This is a genomic window from Pseudactinotalea suaedae, assembly GCF_009733815.1.
In the GTDB taxonomy this organism is placed as follows: Bacteria; Actinomycetota; Actinomycetes; order Actinomycetales; family Beutenbergiaceae; genus Pseudactinotalea; species Pseudactinotalea suaedae.
This window is the reverse complement of sequence record NZ_WNXY01000004.1, coordinates 176,503-191,782: the sequence shown is the minus strand read 5'-3', so window position 1 is coordinate 191,782 and position 15,280 is coordinate 176,503. Positions and strand designations below refer to the sequence as shown.

The 15,280-nt window shown below is 68.5% G+C and carries 19 protein-coding genes; 8 read left to right on the top strand and 11 right to left on the bottom strand.

The window, feature by feature from the left end; genetic code table 11:
• Positions 1 to 26: 26 nt before the first annotated feature.
• The 3 genes from GPA04_RS08705 to GPA04_RS08695 are packed head-to-tail and all read right to left on the bottom strand — an operon-like array spanning position 27 to position 2,764.
• Positions 27 to 332: a hypothetical protein gene (locus GPA04_RS08705; RefSeq protein ID WP_206674165.1), complete on the bottom strand. Its 306-nt coding sequence runs from the start codon at positions 330 to 332 to the stop codon at positions 27 to 29.
• Positions 332 to 1,525 (bottom strand): TFIIB-type zinc ribbon-containing protein, encoded by a 1,194-nt coding sequence (locus GPA04_RS08700; protein ID WP_156223690.1) that lies wholly within the window; start codon positions 1,523 to 1,525, stop codon positions 332 to 334. The genes GPA04_RS08705 and GPA04_RS08700 overlap by 1 nt, the downstream gene beginning before the upstream one ends.
• Positions 1,526 to 1,540: 15 nt before the next feature.
• Positions 1,541 to 2,764 carry an SHOCT domain-containing protein gene (locus GPA04_RS08695; protein WP_156223689.1) on the bottom strand — a complete coding sequence of 408 codons (1,224 nt, stop codon included), beginning with the start codon at positions 2,762 to 2,764 and terminating at the stop codon, positions 1,541 to 1,543.
• A gap of 221 nt (positions 2,765 to 2,985) precedes the next feature.
• On the opposite strand from GPA04_RS08695, the gene GPA04_RS08690 reads away from it, so the two are divergent.
• From GPA04_RS08690 to GPA04_RS08675, 4 genes are all read left to right on the top strand, one after another.
• A complete protein-coding gene (locus tag GPA04_RS08690; RefSeq protein WP_156223688.1) occupies positions 2,986 to 3,576 on the top strand; it encodes an AMIN-like domain-containing (lipo)protein in 591 nt (196 codons plus the stop codon).
• Positions 3,577 to 3,658: 82 nt separating this feature from the next.
• Positions 3,659 to 4,480: a siderophore-interacting protein gene (locus GPA04_RS08685; protein ID WP_241680680.1), complete on the top strand. Its 822-nt coding sequence runs from the start codon at positions 3,659 to 3,661 to the stop codon at positions 4,478 to 4,480.
• Positions 4,481 to 4,723: 243 nt separating this feature from the next.
• Positions 4,724 to 4,975 (top strand): helix-turn-helix domain-containing protein, encoded by a 252-nt coding sequence (locus GPA04_RS08680; protein ID WP_156223687.1) that lies wholly within the window; start codon positions 4,724 to 4,726, stop codon positions 4,973 to 4,975.
• The gene (locus tag GPA04_RS08675; protein WP_206674164.1) at positions 4,972 to 5,511 is read left to right on the top strand and encodes a hypothetical protein; all 540 of its coding nucleotides are present in this window, start codon (positions 4,972 to 4,974) and stop codon (positions 5,509 to 5,511) included. Before GPA04_RS08680 ends, GPA04_RS08675 begins: the two co-directional genes overlap by 4 nt.
• A gap of 42 nt (positions 5,512 to 5,553) precedes the next feature.
• On the opposite strand, the gene GPA04_RS08670 is transcribed toward GPA04_RS08675, so the two are convergent.
• The 3 genes from GPA04_RS08670 to GPA04_RS08660 form a co-directional block, all read right to left on the bottom strand.
• On the bottom strand, positions 5,554 to 5,811 hold the full coding sequence (locus GPA04_RS08670; RefSeq protein WP_206674163.1) for a toxin: 258 nt from the start codon (positions 5,809 to 5,811) through the stop codon (positions 5,554 to 5,556).
• A complete protein-coding gene (locus tag GPA04_RS08665) occupies positions 5,804 to 6,073 on the bottom strand; it encodes a ribbon-helix-helix domain-containing protein (RefSeq protein ID WP_156223685.1) in 270 nt (89 codons plus the stop codon). The genes GPA04_RS08670 and GPA04_RS08665 overlap by 8 nt, the downstream gene beginning before the upstream one ends.
• Positions 6,074 to 6,454: 381 nt before the next feature.
• On the bottom strand, positions 6,455 to 7,360 hold the full coding sequence (locus GPA04_RS08660) for a helix-turn-helix transcriptional regulator (protein ID WP_156223684.1): 906 nt from the start codon (positions 7,358 to 7,360) through the stop codon (positions 6,455 to 6,457).
• 129 nt (positions 7,361 to 7,489) lie between these two features.
• Between GPA04_RS08660 and GPA04_RS08655 the strand changes: the two genes are divergently transcribed.
• The 3 genes from GPA04_RS08655 (at position 7,490) to GPA04_RS08645 (ending at position 10,367) form a co-directional block, all read left to right on the top strand.
• The gene (locus tag GPA04_RS08655; protein WP_156223683.1) at positions 7,490 to 8,728 is read left to right on the top strand and encodes a multidrug effflux MFS transporter; all 1,239 of its coding nucleotides are present in this window, start codon (positions 7,490 to 7,492) and stop codon (positions 8,726 to 8,728) included.
• Between the two features lie 206 nt (positions 8,729 to 8,934).
• Positions 8,935 to 9,291 (top strand): cyclophilin-like fold protein, encoded by a 357-nt coding sequence (locus GPA04_RS21225; RefSeq protein WP_206674162.1) that lies wholly within the window; start codon positions 8,935 to 8,937, stop codon positions 9,289 to 9,291.
• Positions 9,292 to 9,344: 53 nt separating this feature from the next.
• The gene (locus GPA04_RS08645; protein ID WP_156223681.1) at positions 9,345 to 10,367 is read left to right on the top strand and encodes a zinc-dependent alcohol dehydrogenase family protein; all 1,023 of its coding nucleotides are present in this window, start codon (positions 9,345 to 9,347) and stop codon (positions 10,365 to 10,367) included.
• A gap of 2 nt (positions 10,368 to 10,369) precedes the next feature.
• Here the strand turns inward: GPA04_RS08645 and GPA04_RS08640 are convergent, their stop codons facing one another.
• Positions 10,370 to 10,819, bottom strand: a complete 450-nt coding sequence (locus GPA04_RS08640) for a cyclophilin-like fold protein (protein ID WP_241680679.1) — start codon at positions 10,817 to 10,819, stop codon at positions 10,370 to 10,372.
• A gap of 100 nt (positions 10,820 to 10,919) precedes the next feature.
• Between GPA04_RS08640 and GPA04_RS08635 the strand changes: the two genes are divergently transcribed.
• Positions 10,920 to 11,852, top strand: coding sequence for a helix-turn-helix transcriptional regulator (locus GPA04_RS08635; RefSeq protein ID WP_156223679.1), 933 nt, complete (start codon positions 10,920 to 10,922; stop codon positions 11,850 to 11,852).
• A gap of 381 nt (positions 11,853 to 12,233) precedes the next feature.
• Here the strand turns inward: GPA04_RS08635 and GPA04_RS08630 are convergent, their stop codons facing one another.
• Genes GPA04_RS08630 through trxA form a run of 4 tightly spaced genes read right to left on the bottom strand, consistent with a single transcriptional unit; the run spans position 12,234 to position 15,232 of the window.
• Positions 12,234 to 12,680, bottom strand: coding sequence for an arsenate reductase ArsC (locus tag GPA04_RS08630; protein ID WP_156223678.1), 447 nt, complete (start codon positions 12,678 to 12,680; stop codon positions 12,234 to 12,236).
• Between the two features lie 31 nt (positions 12,681 to 12,711).
• Positions 12,712 to 13,731, bottom strand: coding sequence for a metalloregulator ArsR/SmtB family transcription factor (locus tag GPA04_RS08625; protein ID WP_156223677.1), 1,020 nt, complete (start codon positions 13,729 to 13,731; stop codon positions 12,712 to 12,714).
• Positions 13,728 to 14,858, bottom strand: coding sequence for an ACR3 family arsenite efflux transporter (arsB, locus tag GPA04_RS08620; RefSeq protein ID WP_277754287.1), 1,131 nt, complete (start codon positions 14,856 to 14,858; stop codon positions 13,728 to 13,730). Before arsB ends, GPA04_RS08625 begins: the two co-directional genes overlap by 4 nt.
• The gene (gene trxA / locus GPA04_RS08615) at positions 14,855 to 15,232 is read right to left on the bottom strand and encodes a thioredoxin (RefSeq protein ID WP_156223676.1); all 378 of its coding nucleotides are present in this window, start codon (positions 15,230 to 15,232) and stop codon (positions 14,855 to 14,857) included. Before trxA ends, arsB begins: the two co-directional genes overlap by 4 nt.
• Positions 15,233 to 15,280 lie beyond the last annotated feature (48 nt).

Sequence of the window (15,280 nt, the reverse complement as noted above, 5' to 3'; positions counted from 1 at the left end):
GGCGTGCGTGCCGCATCCCTGTCGGGTCAGGGCGCCCGGCGCACCCGCTGCCGGTGACTGCCGACGTTGTTGCCCTCGATCTGGCTCTGCTGGGTACCCCGGATCTCGTTGACCTTCTGGTCGCCACCGGTGATCGGAGCCGCCTGGATGCGCGTCTCGGTCTCGAACGAGTGTGACTTGTCGGTGTTGCGGTAGTAGCGGAACAGCAGCCCGTAGACGGCGATCGCCGCGATCGGGCCGGCGAGCAGGATGCCGGCAGGGCTGCCGTCGCCGGAGCCGCCGGACGCGAGGATCGGCAGACCTGTGGCCAGGACCTCGGCGCCGATGCCCATCAGCTCACCACCAGGATGACGATCGCGGCGGCCTCGACGGCGACACCGACGGCGGCCGACACGGCCAGCAGCCTGCCCTGCGCCACCGGGATGCTCCCCATCGTCTCCCCGGTCCGACCGTTCACCGCGATGTAGTGGACCATGTTCTTCTCCTCCTGGAAGTAGGAGTACAGCCACACCGGCAGGTACATGGAGACCCATCGGGTCCCGTGCACGTCGACCTTCTCGGCCTCCCACCGCACGCCTCGGTCGTAGCGCGAGACCGACGGCGCCGCCTGGGATCGCGCGATCGAGAGCAGCTGGTGCTCCAAGGCGGGGCGGAGGTGCTCCACGTCCTGGTCACGCTTCTCGGAGGAGAACCCGTTGAGGTAGTTCGCGTTCCACCGGACAGCGTTCTTGGTGTCGAACGGCAGGATCGTGTTGATGATGTTGTTCGTGTTGACGGAGGCGTCCATCATCGCGCGCTCGGCCGAGGACTCGATCGTGAGGTCGTCGACCGTGAAGTCCACGTGGCGATGGATCTGGTAGACGTCGGCGTCGTAGTAGGTCTTGCGGTTCTCGTCGCTGCCGCGCGTGTAGCGGCGGGTCTCGATCTCGCCGTGGCCGAACACGTCACCGCTGACGTTGCCGTCGACGATCATGTACGGCATGTACACGCCGACGACGTTCTCGGGCGTGAACTCCTTGAGGAACTGACGGTTGGCGAAGGTCCTGCGCTTGCTCGCGAACTCGGTGATCCGGGCGACGGCGTCCTGATGGGACAGCGAGAAGGGCAGCACGGCGTCGGGGACCGCACCGTTGGCGATCTGGTTGTTGATCGTCAGCACGTGTCGGCACCAGTGGCAGCGTGACGACATGGCTGCCGCGGTGTTGACCACGACCTCAGCGCCGCATCCTTGGCACTTCAAGGTCACGACGGCGTTCGCGTCGGCCGCGATGTCCGCCGCGCCCGAGCCGAGCGTGGTGCCCTGCAGCTGGGTGAGGTCGCCGTCGTCGAACAGCTGACCCTCGGCCCGCTGCTCGCTCCACTCGTGCCGGCAGAACAGGCAGATGAGCATGCCGGTGGAGGCGCGCAGCTGGATGTCGGTGGAGCCGCAGCGCGGGCAGCGGTTGACGCCGTCGCCCAGATCCGCGTTCTGGGTGTTGACGACCTCGGGCTGGTCCTGGGGCTGCGACGGCGGGATTGACGTCATCGGTGGGAGGCCGCTCTACAGGCCGAGCGCCTTGGCCTTCGCGGCGTTGTAGTCGTCCTCGGTGATCAGGCCGGCGTCCAGCATCTCCTTGAACTTGGCGAGCTTGGCCATGGAGTCCTCGGCGTCCTGCACGGGCGCCTGCGGTGCCTGACCGTAGGGCTGCTGCTGAGCGGGCACCTGCTGCCCGTAGCCGGCGCCGCCACCACCGACGCCGGGAACCGGCTGCTGCAGACCTCCGATGCCGGTCGTGCCAGCTGCCAGCCCCATCCCGACCAGGCCTGCGCCGCCGCCGTTCTCGCCGGCGGACTCGAAGCCTGCAGCCACCGAGGCCTGCAGGTTGGAGTTGCCGCGGGCGCCGGAGAGGGCATCCGCACGCTGGACGTTGCGCAGCAGCTCGCGGGTCGTCTCGTCGTACTCGATCGAGATGATCGCGGTGCTCACGATGGTCAGGCCGCGCCCGGTGCTCCAGCCATAGTTCTGCTCGACGGCGGCCGAGAGGCTCTGCGCGAACCCGATCGAGTCCTGCTGGATCTTGGTGATCCGGTTGCCCTTGCTCGGGTCGTTCGTGTACATCGAGAACGCGGGTGCGAGCGAGCCGACGACCTCGTTGAAGAGCTGGGAGGCGGCGTCGTTGTCGATGTCGGTGAAGTCGAAGACCTGACCCGGCTCGAGGTACTTGGCCGGCAGGTAGTTCTTGACGAACAGGATCGGGTCGCTGATCTTCAGCGTGTAGGTGCCGCGGGTGATCGCACCAACCTGGGCGTTCATGTAGGCGTCGTCCCAGTAGATCTCCGACTGTGTGCCGAAGCGGTTGTTGGGCAGCTCCTTGAGCGTCACGAAGTAGGCGCGCTGCTGGGTGCTGGGCCGGCCGCCGAACTTGAAGCGCTCGAAGGACGTGGTGATCAGCGGGCTGACGATCCCGTTGCCGGCGAAGATCGACTGCGAGTCCTGCGCCTCGGAGTTCCACTCGTACCCGCCCGGCTCAGCCGCGAAGCCCGTGATCGCGCCGTCCTGCATGAGGATCAGGCCGTAGCCCTCGGGAACGAGGATCTTGCTGCCGTTGGTGATCACGCCGTCGGACCCGCGCGTGTTCGAGCCGCGGCCGGCGTTGGTGCCCTGCGGCACAGCGGTGAAGACCGCCGCCGTCGGGCTCAGACCCTGCGGGACGGTGTAAAAGTCCTTCCACTGGTCTGCGAGCGTGCCGCCGATGGCTCCGGTGATCGCCTGGATGAGTCCCACGTCTTGCCCCTTGCTTCTAGCCGATGTGTGCTGGGCTCAGCCCAGGGTCGCGGGCCAACGCTGGTCCGCCTCGATCGCCCTGAGTATAGGGATGGGCGGGCGTTTCGGCACGGGTCGCATTGGACAGGTGTGCCCTGAGATCGGGTTCGCCGGAGATGGACCTCGGCGGAGCGGTCGGAGGCCTTCCTGGCGCCCCTCAGGATCTCGCTAGGCTCTCGCCGATGGGGCGACGGCGCAGCGTGGACATGGTGCTGTGCGTGCTCCTCGTGTGCGGGGCTACCTCGTGCACCGACCCGTTGCCGACGCCATCGGCGGAAGCACCGATGGCTCCGTGTGACGTCAGGGTTGCCGACGGCGAGGTCGACTTCCTGCCGGCGGACTTCTCGGGAGAGATCCAGCATCACGGAGACGGGCAAAGCGGCTTGCTCTTCGAGTCGCTCGAATCGGCAGCCTGTGATGGCTTCGAGCGGGTGATCGTGCAGTACAGCTCGCCGGATACGCGTACCGGACAGCTCGGCCTATGGGCGGAGTGGACCGGCGAGGTGAGGATCGAGGGCACCGACGAGGTCGCGCCCATCGATGGGCCTGAGGTGCTGCACATCAGCGTCGTCGGCGTCACCTGGCAGCCGGGTACCGGCGCCGCCCACAGTGTCGGGGGCCCGAGCGGCAACCCCATAGCGGAGGTGCGGTACTACGAGCAATCGGGGGGATCGGCCTCGCTGTACCTGGGACTGGCCGAGCGTGCGGAGTACCGCGTCTTCACCCTGGACGACCCCTCCCGGATCCTGCTGGACATCCGGGCAACCGACTGAGGCTGACATCGAGCCTGTTCGCGGAGCCGTGATCGCTGGACGGATGACGGCTGCTGACCAAGGTAAGGCTATCCTTAGCCGCGTGAGGAGAAAGAAGAACACTCCGACCGATCGCCAGTTCACGATGGCGCACGTACGCCGCGTCGAACGCATCAGCCCGAGCTTCGTGCGGCTGACGCTCGGTGGGATGGACGAGCTGGCACCACGCGGGCATGACCACTGGTGCCGGCTCTTCTTCGCGCGCGACGGACAGGACACGTTGCAGCTGCCGACGCGCACCGGCGAGGTCGGTTGGTACCTCCAGTACCTCGCCACCCCCAGGGCGCGACGCCCGTGGGTCCGGGCGTACACGTGCCGCGACGTCCGTCCCGACACGGGGGAGGTGGACATCGACTTCGTGATCCATGAGGACGAGGCAGGCAGGCTCGGACCGGCGGCTCAGTTCGCGCTCGCGGCCAGCCCCGGTGATCGCCTCGGATTCCTCGATCAAGGCATCGGCTTCACCCCGGACCACCCGCACGACTGGACCTTGCTCGTTGGTGACGAGACAGCGCTGCCCGCGGTGGCCGGCATCATTGCCTCACTTCCTCAGGATGCCCGGGGGATGGCGATCATCGAGGTGCCCACTTCCGGTGATCGACAGGAGATCCGGGCGCCGCTCGGGCTAGAGGTGCGCTGGATCCATCGCAACGAGTCGTCCGCAGGTGGTGGCCCTCCGGGACAGCTCGCGCTCGAGGCCGTCAAGGCGACCGTTCCGCTCAGGGGTGTGGTCCACGCGCACCTCATCGGCGAGTCCGCTCTCGCCACAGGTGCCCGCCGCCACCTCGTGCAGGAGTGGGGAGTGCCCAAGCGCAACGTGGACTTCGTCGGCTACTGGCGGCACGGGCGACCTGCGACGACCTGACCGCGCCCTGCCCTCCAAGCTGCACGCGAGAGGGCTTCGATGGTCGCCAGGATCGATCTAGCCGAAACGCGGGTTCTCGAGATCTCGAGGACTGCTGGCGGAGGATGGGGGATAGTCGCCTCAATGGCGCTGACCTGCGACATCGCAGCCGCGGATCGCGGCGTGACAGGGGTGTGACAGTTGCATGAGGGTCGCCGATCGAGGCGTCGTTGCATATCTGCAACACCGACTTAACGTGATCGCATGGACATCGGCGAGCGCGCCTCGACGCTGCGACGCGCGAACGGGTTGAGCGCTCGCCAGGTCGCGGCGTTGGTCGATGTCGCGCCGACGACGGTCACGCGGATGGAGTCGGGTGCAGTCAGTCCGTCGTTCGATCTGGCCCAGGAGATTCTGACGGTACTGGGGAGCCGATCGGCTTCACCGGTGTGTCAGATGCCGAGGCGATCGCCGCAGCGCGGTCGGCCCTCGATCCGTCGCTTACTGTCCCGGTGACGCCGGGAGTCGAAGCCTGGCGTCTGCGGTGGTCGTGCATCTGTCTGGTCGATGACGTCGGGCTAGTCGCACCTGGCAAGGAGGCCGATCTGCTCCTCCGTGCCGGACGCGCCGCCCGACTCGCCCGCCGTCCAGGCTCCGTTGGCTTCGAGGCAGGGCCGAGCGCGTACGAACTTGCGGACGCGTTCGGTGCGGCCGGGCTCGACTACGCGCTGACGGGCGATGCCGGGGCGAACCTCTATCGATCGAGCGCGGGGGAGGCATGGCCCGTGCTCTATGTCGACGACATCGAGCGGGCTGCCGAGGCAGGCGGGCTCGTGCGGAAGGAGGTGGGGACGTTCGGGATGAGGGTCACGCTGATCCCGTTCGACGGCGTGAGCGAGCTCGGCCGCGCGAGGATCAACAGTGTCGTCGCAGCTGCCCGCGACCAGGTCATCCTCGACGCCTACGGCGGTATCGACCGGATGGCGGAGCCAGGCCGACATCCTGCTGGGGCGCCGAATCGCATGACCGAATGTCGGCGCCCGACTCGTTGATCCCAGAACTGTGGACACCACTGACGATCGATGGGCGCTGGCTCAAGCGAGGTCGTCGAGGTGCTGGGTGCGCGCCTTCATCGCATGGATGATCAACTCATAGCCGTCGTCGTAGATTAAGAGCACGAGTTCGAGGAGGCGGCCCGCCGGATCGACGCCGATCGCGAGCCAGCGTCTGGGGTCATCTCCGTCATCGAGTGGACGCGACTGCAGGACGTGCGAAGCGGCGTGGCGAACGGCAGCATCGTCGATCCGGTCGCGGCGGTAGTGCTTGCGGGCAGAGCGGTGCAGGTCAGGCAACGTGCGTCCAGGCGCGCACAGCAGCCCGGATTGCGTCCGACCGTGTGGAGATGCCCTCTGCCTCGGCGCGGGCGGTCAGAGCCGCGACGGTTGCTGCGTCGAGTCGCACCGGGACGACCACTCCCGGACCCTCGCCCACGGGCGGGCGACCCCGACGAGGCTTCGGGAGGTCAGCAAGCGTGTAGCCAGCCTCAGCCTCGTCGGCCCACGCCTGGATCTGCTCATCTGTCACGGGCTTGCCGTGCATGAGGTGCTCGCTCATCCCATTAGCGTATACGAAAACCTGAGTGACGTATAGGACAGCATGGATCGCCGCAGTCTGCCGATCTTCGCGCCCAGGTGCTGATCGGGCGGGTCGAGTGGCTTGGCCCGGCCACCTCCAGCGAGACCGTCGCCGTCAGCGCGGCGCACGTACTCCAGCCGGATGCGCCAGTCGGACTCGGCGTCGTGTGTGTAGTAAAGAGCTCGGACAGGGCTTGGCGAGCGTGCAGCGCTGGACCGGCCTGCTGGTCCCAATCTCGACGCCGTACATCGAGCCCAGAGCTCCACGAGCTGGCAACCACGGTCGTTGCCGCCTCGGCAGACCGCTTCTCGGGCAATACCGTGTGGACGTCGCTCGTGCGCTTTCCGGTGTACGAGGCGCTCAGGAGCGCTTCATATCGGCGCCGGTCGCCCCGGCGTCCGACTCTGACTCGGGTGCGGTGGCGGCCCAGCTGGCCAGCAGTCGCAGTCGTTCCTGGCTGGGCGAGCCGGGCTCGGCGGTGTAGACGATCATGACCTGACCCGGCTCGGCGGTGATCGCGAGCTCCTCGTAGACCAGCGTCAACTCACCGACGACGGGGTGCGCGAAGCGCTTGGTGCCGGACCCGTGGGTGCGGACGTCGTGCGCGGCCCAGAGCCTGCGGAAAACCTCGCTCTGGGTGGACAGCTCGCCGACCAGGTCCTGCAGCACGCGATCGTGCGGGTCTCGGCCGGCCTCGGCGCGCATGATGCCTACACACATCCCGGCGAACAGGTCCCAGTCGGGGTAGAAGTCACGCGAGGCAGGGTCCAGAAACTGGAACCTGGCCAGGTTCGGAGTCCGGCCACCGGTCCCGATCACGGGTGAGTAGAACGCCCGGCCGAGCTCGTTGGTCGCCAGCAGGTTCTGGCGGGAGTCACGCACGAAGGCCACGCCTCCGGTGATCGACTCCAGTGCCCACGCCAGGCTGGGACGGGCGGTCGCGGCCGGGATCGATCGGCGGCGCTGACGCCCGGAGGCGGGGATGCCGTCTGCAGCGCGAGCGAGGTCGAGCAGGTGCGCCCGCTCGGTGTCGTCGAGCTGGAGGGCGCGGGAAACGGCATCCAGCACCGAGGAGGAGGCGCCAGCGATCGCGCCGCGCTCGAGCTTGGCGTAGTACTCGACGCTGACACCGGCCAGGGCGGCGACCTCGCTGCGGCGCAGCCCGGCCACACGCCGGGTACCGGAGGTGGGCAGGCCAGCGGCGGCCGGGCTGACCTTCGCCCGCCGCGACATGAGGAACTCGCGCACCTCGGCCCTGTTGTCCATGCCGCCAGGCTATGGCCGCCCCGCCAGGTGTGGGATGCCCTATCAGTACACCCCTCCACAGGGACTTCCTGCCGGTCGCACCACCGTGTCTGATGGGATGTTCCGACCCGCCCGAACCACGGAGAACCCATGCCTGTCACCTCGCCCGCGGCCCGCGTCACACCGGCGACGGCTGCACGGCTGAGCCTCAGCGTGCTGGCCGCCGTGGTGCTCGTGAACGCGATCGCGCCGCTGGCCACCGATATGTATGTCCCGGCGTTCCCCGCGGTCGGGGCCGATCTCGGTGTCAGCGCTTCCCAGGTTCAGCTGACCCTGACCACGTTCTTCGTCGGGATGGCGCTCGGTCAGCTCGTCGGCGGTCCGTTCTCGGACGGGCGGGGTCGACGGCGACCGCTGCTGCTCGCGCTGGTCGTGCTCGCCGTCGCCTCGATCGTGTGCGGGGTGAGCTCCTCGCTCGAGCCGCTGCTGGTCGCCCGGTTCGTGCAAGGGCTGAGCGGCGGCTGGGCGATGGTGGTGGCCCGTGCCATCGTCATCGACCTCGCCTCTGGCCCAGCCCTGGTGCGTGCCCTCAACGCCGTTGCCGGCGTCGGCGGAATCGCGCTCGTCGGCGGACCGCTCCTGGGCGGCGTGCTGCTGGAGCTGACCGACTGGCGTGTCTCCTTCTGGGTCGTGGCCGGTCTGGCGGTCGCGATGGTGATCGCGGTCCTGGTCGCCGTGCCGGAATCGCTCCCGCCCAGCCGACGGCGCACCGGTGGCCTGGGCACGCTCGCGGCCGCGGCGCGGGAGGTCCTGGGCCAACGCCGCTTCGTCGGCTACCTGCTGGTGATGGCGCTGTCCATGGGCGTGACCTTCTCCTATGTCGCGAGCTCGACCTTCATCCTGCAGACGATGAACGGCCTCTCACCTATCCAGTACTCCATGGTCTTCGCGGCGAACGCCGCCGGGCTGACGCTGACGACAATGGTCGCAGCCCGCCTCGCCGGCCGGACCTCGACCGACCGGGTCATCGCCGTCGGGCTTACCGGCACCGCGGTCGCCGGGGTCATCCTGCTGGTCGGCGCGATCTGGTTCGCCATGCCCCTCGCGGTGGCTGTGGTGGGATTCTTCGTGCTGATGAGCGCTCAGGGTCTCATCGGGCCCAACGCCGGGGCACTGGCCTCCGACCAGGTGCCGCAGCACCCCGGCACGGGTTCCGCGGTGCTCGGTGTCCTGCAGTGGTCCATGGCCGGACTGATCGCCCCGCTCACCGGCCTGGGCGGTGACACCACAGCCGTTCCGATGGCAGTCATCGTGCTGGCCCTGGTGCTCGCCTCCACGCTCGCGCTCGGGTTGCTCGCCCGCCCTCGGCCTGTCGTCGACGCAGCATGACCCGGCCCCGCCCGACATGCCGCGCGCAACTGGCCGGTCTGCTGGTGCTGCAACTGGGCGGCTGCTCCGCAGCGACGACAGGTCCCCACGGTCCGACCGTCACGGGCACGGAGTCCCCCGAGACCACCACCGCGACGACGCCCCCGACCACCACTCACCCAGACAGCTCGGCCAGCTCGATCACCCTCGACGATGCGGAGCACGACATGAGCACTCTTCATCTGAGCATCGACGAGCGTGTGATCGTCGTCGAGCTCAACGACAGCTCGACGGCCCACGATCTCGCCTCCCACCTTCCGCTGCAACTCACCTTCGCCGACTTCAACGGGGTGGAGAAGATCGCCACCCTGCCAGCTCCGCTGACGATGGACGGCGTCCCGGACGGTGCTGCCCCCGAGCCGAACGACCTCGGCTACTACGCCCCCTCGCAGAGCCTCGTCCTGTACTACGGCGATGTCGGCTACTGGAACGGCATCGTGCGTCTCGGCCATCTCGACGAGGCCGACATGGCCTTCCTCCAGCACCAGCCCGACGGGTTCGAAGCCACTATCACGGCACCCTGATCCCCCACCTGCCACCCCACCGCGAAGCCGTCACCAAGAAGAGGAGTACATCCATGCGCGGAGTAGTCATGCACGCCCCCGGCGACGTCCGGGTCGAGGACCGAGACGACCCAGTCATCCTCGAGCCCACCGACGCCATCATCCGCCTCACCGCCGCCTGCATCTGCGGCTCGGACCTGTGGCCCTACCGTGGCATCGAGAAGCTCGCCGGCCCCACGCCGATGGGTCACGAGTACCTAGGCGTCGTGGAGGAAATCGGCGGCCAGGTGAGCACGCTCGCCGTCGGCGATCACGTCGTCGGCTCGTTCGTCGCTTCTGACAACACCTGCGAGATATGCCTGTCCGGCTACCAGTCCCGGTGCGTGCACCAGGTGATGATGGGCGCCATCGGAACCCAGGCTGAGCGTGCTCGCATCCCGTTGGCCGACGGCACGCTGGTCCGCCTCCCCGGGATCCCTGACGACGACCTCGTCCCCTCCCTGCTGGCCGCGTCCGACGTGCTGGGGACCGGTTGGTTCGCCGCTGTCGCAGCCGAGGCCGGCCCGGGCACGACCATCGCCGTGGTCGGCGACGGCGCCGTCGGACTCATGGGAGTGCTGGCCGCCCGCAGGCTTGGCGCCGAACGAGTGATCGCGATGTCCCGTCACGCCGACCGACAGGACCTGGCGCGCGAGCTCGGCGCCACCGACATCGTCGCCGAGCGCGGCCAGGCAGGCATCGACCGCATCAAGGAGCTCACCGGAGGACTCGGCGCTCACGGCGTCATCGAGGCCGTCGGCACCCAGGAGTCGATGGAGCAGGCCATCGGCGCCGCCCGGCCGGGAGGGTACGTCGGCTTCGTCGGCGTCACCCACGACGTCACGCTCAACGGTCTCGATCTGTTCTTCTCCTCGGTGCACCTCCACGGCGGTCCGGCACCCGTTCGGCGCTTTCTGCCCGACCTCGTGCAGCTCATCTGGGACCGGACCATCGACCCTGGACAGGTCTTCGACCTGATGCTCCCGCTGGAAGAGGCAGCAGCCGGGTACGAAGCGATGGACCAGCGTCGGGCCACCAAGGTCCTGCTGACGCTCTGAGCTCAGCGATCTCGGCCCAGTCCGAGGGGTTCCGAGGTCGGCGCGCTGAGGCGGACCTGGCAGTCGCGGGCGCAGCCGTCGAGGTAGTCCAGGCCGGTCACGACCCGACCGATCTGGATCAGGCCCCCCGTCGGCACGGCCGAGCCGTGGGCGAGGAAGATGACGACACGCTGCTGCCTCGGCCAGTAGGCGACGTCGCCGGCGCGGTAGCTGGTCATCGGAGAACCGTCCTGAACCTCGAGGGGCTGTGAGAGGTCGGCAACGTGGGCGGTACCCAGACTGCTGCTGAAGCTGAGCGTGTCGTCCGGCGAGAGCACCTCGGCCAGCTGCACCGCCGGTGCCGCATCGTCCAGCCGCACCTCGGCCCTATCCGTCGTGCTTCCTGTGGTGGAACACGCAGCGATCGCGAGAACCAGCGAAGCGGCGAGTGCGAACCGAGCTCGATGTGCCATGAGCTCACCGAACAAGAGACTCGACGACCACGGGAGTCCCGGCTGTGACGTGTCCTGACAGGGCATCCCACCGCGCGTACGGGCGCCCTACGCTCGGGACATGGATCATCGTGCCGAGGTCCGGGAGTTCCTGATGACGCGACGGGCCCGGGTAGAGCCGGAGCAGGTCGGGTTGCCCCGCGGCAGCGACCGACGAGTGCCAGGCCTGCGCCGCGGCGAGGCTGCGGGTTTGGCCGGCGTCAGCGTCGAGTACTACGCCCGGCTCGAGCGCGGCGCCATCAGCGGTGCCTCCCGGGCGGTGCTGGACGGCATCGCCCGGGCGCTGCTGATGGACGATGCCGAGCGGGAGCACCTCTACCGACTCGCGAGTCGGGCCGACGCCCCCGGCCGCCGCGCGCCCAGGCGCGAGCGTGGTGTCCTTGGCTGGCGACCTTCCGCAAGCTTGCAGTGGTTCCTGGACTCAGCTGGAACGGCGGCCGCGCTCGTCGGTAACGGTAGGACGGACTTACTCGCCTGGAACTTGTTGGGTCGCGCCCTCATGCAGGAGATGATCGACTCGAGCACGACACCGACGCCCAACTTCGCGCGGTTCATCTTCCTCGAACCGGTCGCCCGGCGGTTCTACCCCGACTGGGACACCGCTGCCGCGGTGAATGTCGCCCAGCTGCGGACCGAAGCGGGTCGGAACCCCCGCGACAAAGTCCTGCACGAGCTCGTCGGGGAGTTGTGCACCCGCAGCGACCACTTCCGCCGGCTGTGGGGACGACACGACGTCTGGCACCACGAGAGCGGCACCAAGCGCTACCACCACCCCGTCGTCGGCGAGCTCACCCTGCACTACGACGGACTCGACATCGTCGGACACCCCGGCGTTCAACTCACCGTCCTGACTGCCGAACCCGGGTCCCTCGACTACGAAACCCTTCAGCTGCTCGGCGCCTGGTCCAATCCCGAAGCTGAGCCGCACGATCACCCGAACACCACACCACCCGGCACGGCAGCCGCAGCCTCGGGACGACGCAACGAAACCTGAGGATCAGACAAGCGCTGATCAGGCCAGCAGTCTTCATCTGCTGCGAGGCGGCTATCGGCCCGCTCAGGCTCCGGCCCACAAGGGTGGTCGTTCGGCCACTCGGCGCGTGAGCTCGTCTAGTCGGTCGCCGATGCTCCGTGCGCGGCTGCGAAGCCATGGAGCGAGCACGGTCCTGTCATCGGTGACAGCCGTCGTTGGCTGCGCGTTGAGACCCACGTCGGGCGGGAGGTGTGATCCACGCGGAGCCATGCTCGACACTGCTGCCGATCGACCGAAGTCGCGTCGGGTCCGATACCACGGGCAGCAGAGCCGCCGTGTCGTCGCCTGGTCCCGCGTCAGCCCTGCGCCTAGCGGGCTGCTCCGAGGCTGACCCACCGAGAATTACCGGGGCGTGCTCGCTTGGTCGAGGACCGGGTCGACGCCGAGCTGCTCCAGGAGCACCAGAACCCGGCTGCGGATCTCGTCACGGATCGGGCGGACCGACTCGATGCCCTGTCCGGCCGGGTCGGCCAGCTCCCAGTCCTCGTAGCGCTTGCCCGGGAAGATCGGGCAGGCGTCACCGCAGCCCATCGTGATGACGACGTCGGAGGCCTTCACGGCCTCGACGTCGAGGATCTTGGGATGTTCGGCCGTGATGTCGATGCCGACCTCGGCCATGGCCTGCACAGCGATGGGGTTGACCCGGTCGGCCGGGGTGGAGCCTGCGGAGCGGACCTCCACCGCATTCCCTCCCAGGGCACGGAGGAAGCCCGCAGCCATCTGGGAGCGGCCGGCGTTGTGGACGCAGACGAAGAGGGCAGAGGGGCGGGCGGTGCTGGTGTCAGTCACGGGGAACCTCTCGGGCAGACGGGGAGTGGATCTAGCGGATGGGCAGGTGCAGGTCAGGCAGGAGCTCGGTCAGCAGCGCGCGGACCCGCGTATCGATGTCGTCACGGATCGCCGCCACGCCGGCGGGGGATGCGAGGGCGGGGTCGCCGACGACCCAGTCCTCATAGCGCTTGCCGGGTAGCACGGGACAGACGTCGCCGCAGCCCATGGTGATCACGACGTCGGCGGCGCGTACCGCGTCATCGGTGAGCGGCTTGGGGAAGGCTGCGTCGGCGTCGGCCCCGAGCGCCTCGAGCTCGGGCCGGACTGCTGCGTGCACTTGCGCGGCCGGGGTGGATCCGGCTGAGCGGACGATGACTCGGTCGCCGGCGTAGCTCTGCGTCAGGGCTGCGGCCAGCTGGGAGCGGCCGGCGTTGGCGACGCACAGGAACAGGATCTGGGGGGTATCGGTTCCGGATCGCCGTGAGAGGTCGGTCAGGCGCTGCTTGGCGAACCGTTCTGTCAGGTTGATCAGGTGGCCGGAGACCTGGGCCGAGCGCGCCAGTGCGGTGTAGGACTCTCGGACCGTGCGGAGCACGACGTCCTGCCCGAGCTCGGGATGGGTGCCGAGAAGCTGGGTGGCCATCCGGTCGAGCACCGCGTCTGCGTCACCCACGCCCGCGCCGAGTGGGCCGGGTGCGTGGTGGGCATCCAGTGCGGCGGGCGCGAAGGACTCCAGCAGCGTGGCGACCGCGCGGCGGTAGCCGGGAGCGATGCGGTACCAGACCCAGGTCCCGCGGCGCTCGGAGCTCAGGATGCCGGTCTCGCGTAGCAGCCGCAGGTGGTGCGAGACGGTGGGCTGGGACACCTCGGTCAGGGCGGCGAGGTCGCACACGCATGCCTCGCCCTCCGGTGCCGTGGCGATGAAGGAGAGCATGCGCAGTCGCAGCGGCTCCGAGAGTGCCTTGAGTGCAGTTGCCACGACCTCGGCGACCTCGACGCCGATGGCGTGGGAATCGACAGAGGGCTCGCATTGGGCGTCAGTGCCGTTGGCCAGGACGGTGTCAGTCATGACTGTGACTCCTTCGTGGGGGTGGTGCTTGTGATCGGCGCCGGCCTGCGAGGGTCGGTGTGGAACCAGCGGCGGGCTGCCCAGAGTGAGACGTAGACGAGTCCGACGAGCACGGGGACCTCGATGAGCGGTCCCACGACGCCGGCCAGTGCTTGGCCGGAGGTCGCGCCGAAGGTGCCGATCGCGACGGCGATCGCCAGCTCGAAGTTGTTGCCCGCAGCCGTGAAGGCCAACGTGGTGGAACGGGCGTAGCCGAGCTGCAGCACCTTGCCGGCGGCTAGACCGACACCCCACATGAGGGCGAAGTACACGAGCAGCGGCAGCGCGATCCGGACCACGTCGAGCGGGTTGGAGGTGACGGCTTCGCCCTGGAGCGCGAACAGCAGCACGATGGTGAAGAGCAGGCCGTACAGCGCCCAGGGGCCGATGCGCGGGAGGAAGGTGCCCTCGTACCAGTCGCGTCCCTTCCTACGTTCCCCGACCCAGCGGGAGGCGAAGCCGGCGACCAGCGGCACTCCAAGGAAGACGAGTACGTTCAGGGCGATCTGCCAGACGGAGACGTCCAGGCCTTGGGTGTCGAGCCCGAGCCAGCCCGGCAGCACGGTGAGGTAGAACCAGCCCAGCAGGGAGAAGGCGACGACCTGGAACACCGAGTTGATCGCGACCAGGACCGCTGCGGCTTCACGGTCACCGCACGCCAGGTCGTTCCAGATCACGACCATCGCGATGCAGCGGGCCAGCCCGACGATGATCAGCCCAGTTCGGTATTCGGGCAGGTCCGGCAGGAAGGTCCAGGCCAGAGCGAACATCAGCGCGGGGCCGACCAACCAATTGAGCACCAGCGAAGAGATCAGCAGCCGCCGGTCACCGGTGACGGCGGCGACCCGGTCGTAGCGAACCTTCGCCAGCACCGGGTACATCATCACCAGCAGCCCCAGCCCGATCGGGATGGAGATACCCCCGACCTCCAGGGCCGCCAGCACGTCGGCGAGACCGGGAACGAACCGGCCCAGGACCAGGCCGGCGACCATCGCCAACCCGATCCAGACCGGCAGCCATCGGTCCAGCGTGGAAAGATGCGGGATTTCCTGCGTGTGCTCGGCAGGTGCCAGCGCGGTCTCGCTCACGCGAGGACTTCCTCGATCGCTGCCACCAGGACGTTCTTGGGGTGCGCACCCACCACGGTCTTCACGAGCTGGCCGCCGGAGTAGAAGTTCAGGGTCGGGATCGAGACCACACCTGACTCCGCCACGGTCGTGGGGTTGGCGTCCGCGTCGAGCTTGGCGATGACCAGCCGCCCGGCGTACTCGCCGGCGAGGGATTCCAGAATGGGAGCGATCTGCCGACATGGCCCGCACCACGTTGCCCAGATGTCGACGAGTACTGGCAGGTCCGAGCTCAGGACCGCCGCGGCGAAGGTCTCATCGGTGACGGCGACGGTGTTCGCGCGCCGCGACTCGCTGCCATGGTCTGCGGGGCCCACCGTCTTCTGTATCGACATATGTCTATGTTGACACACATCAATATAGGGCGGCAAGGCGCCAGATGT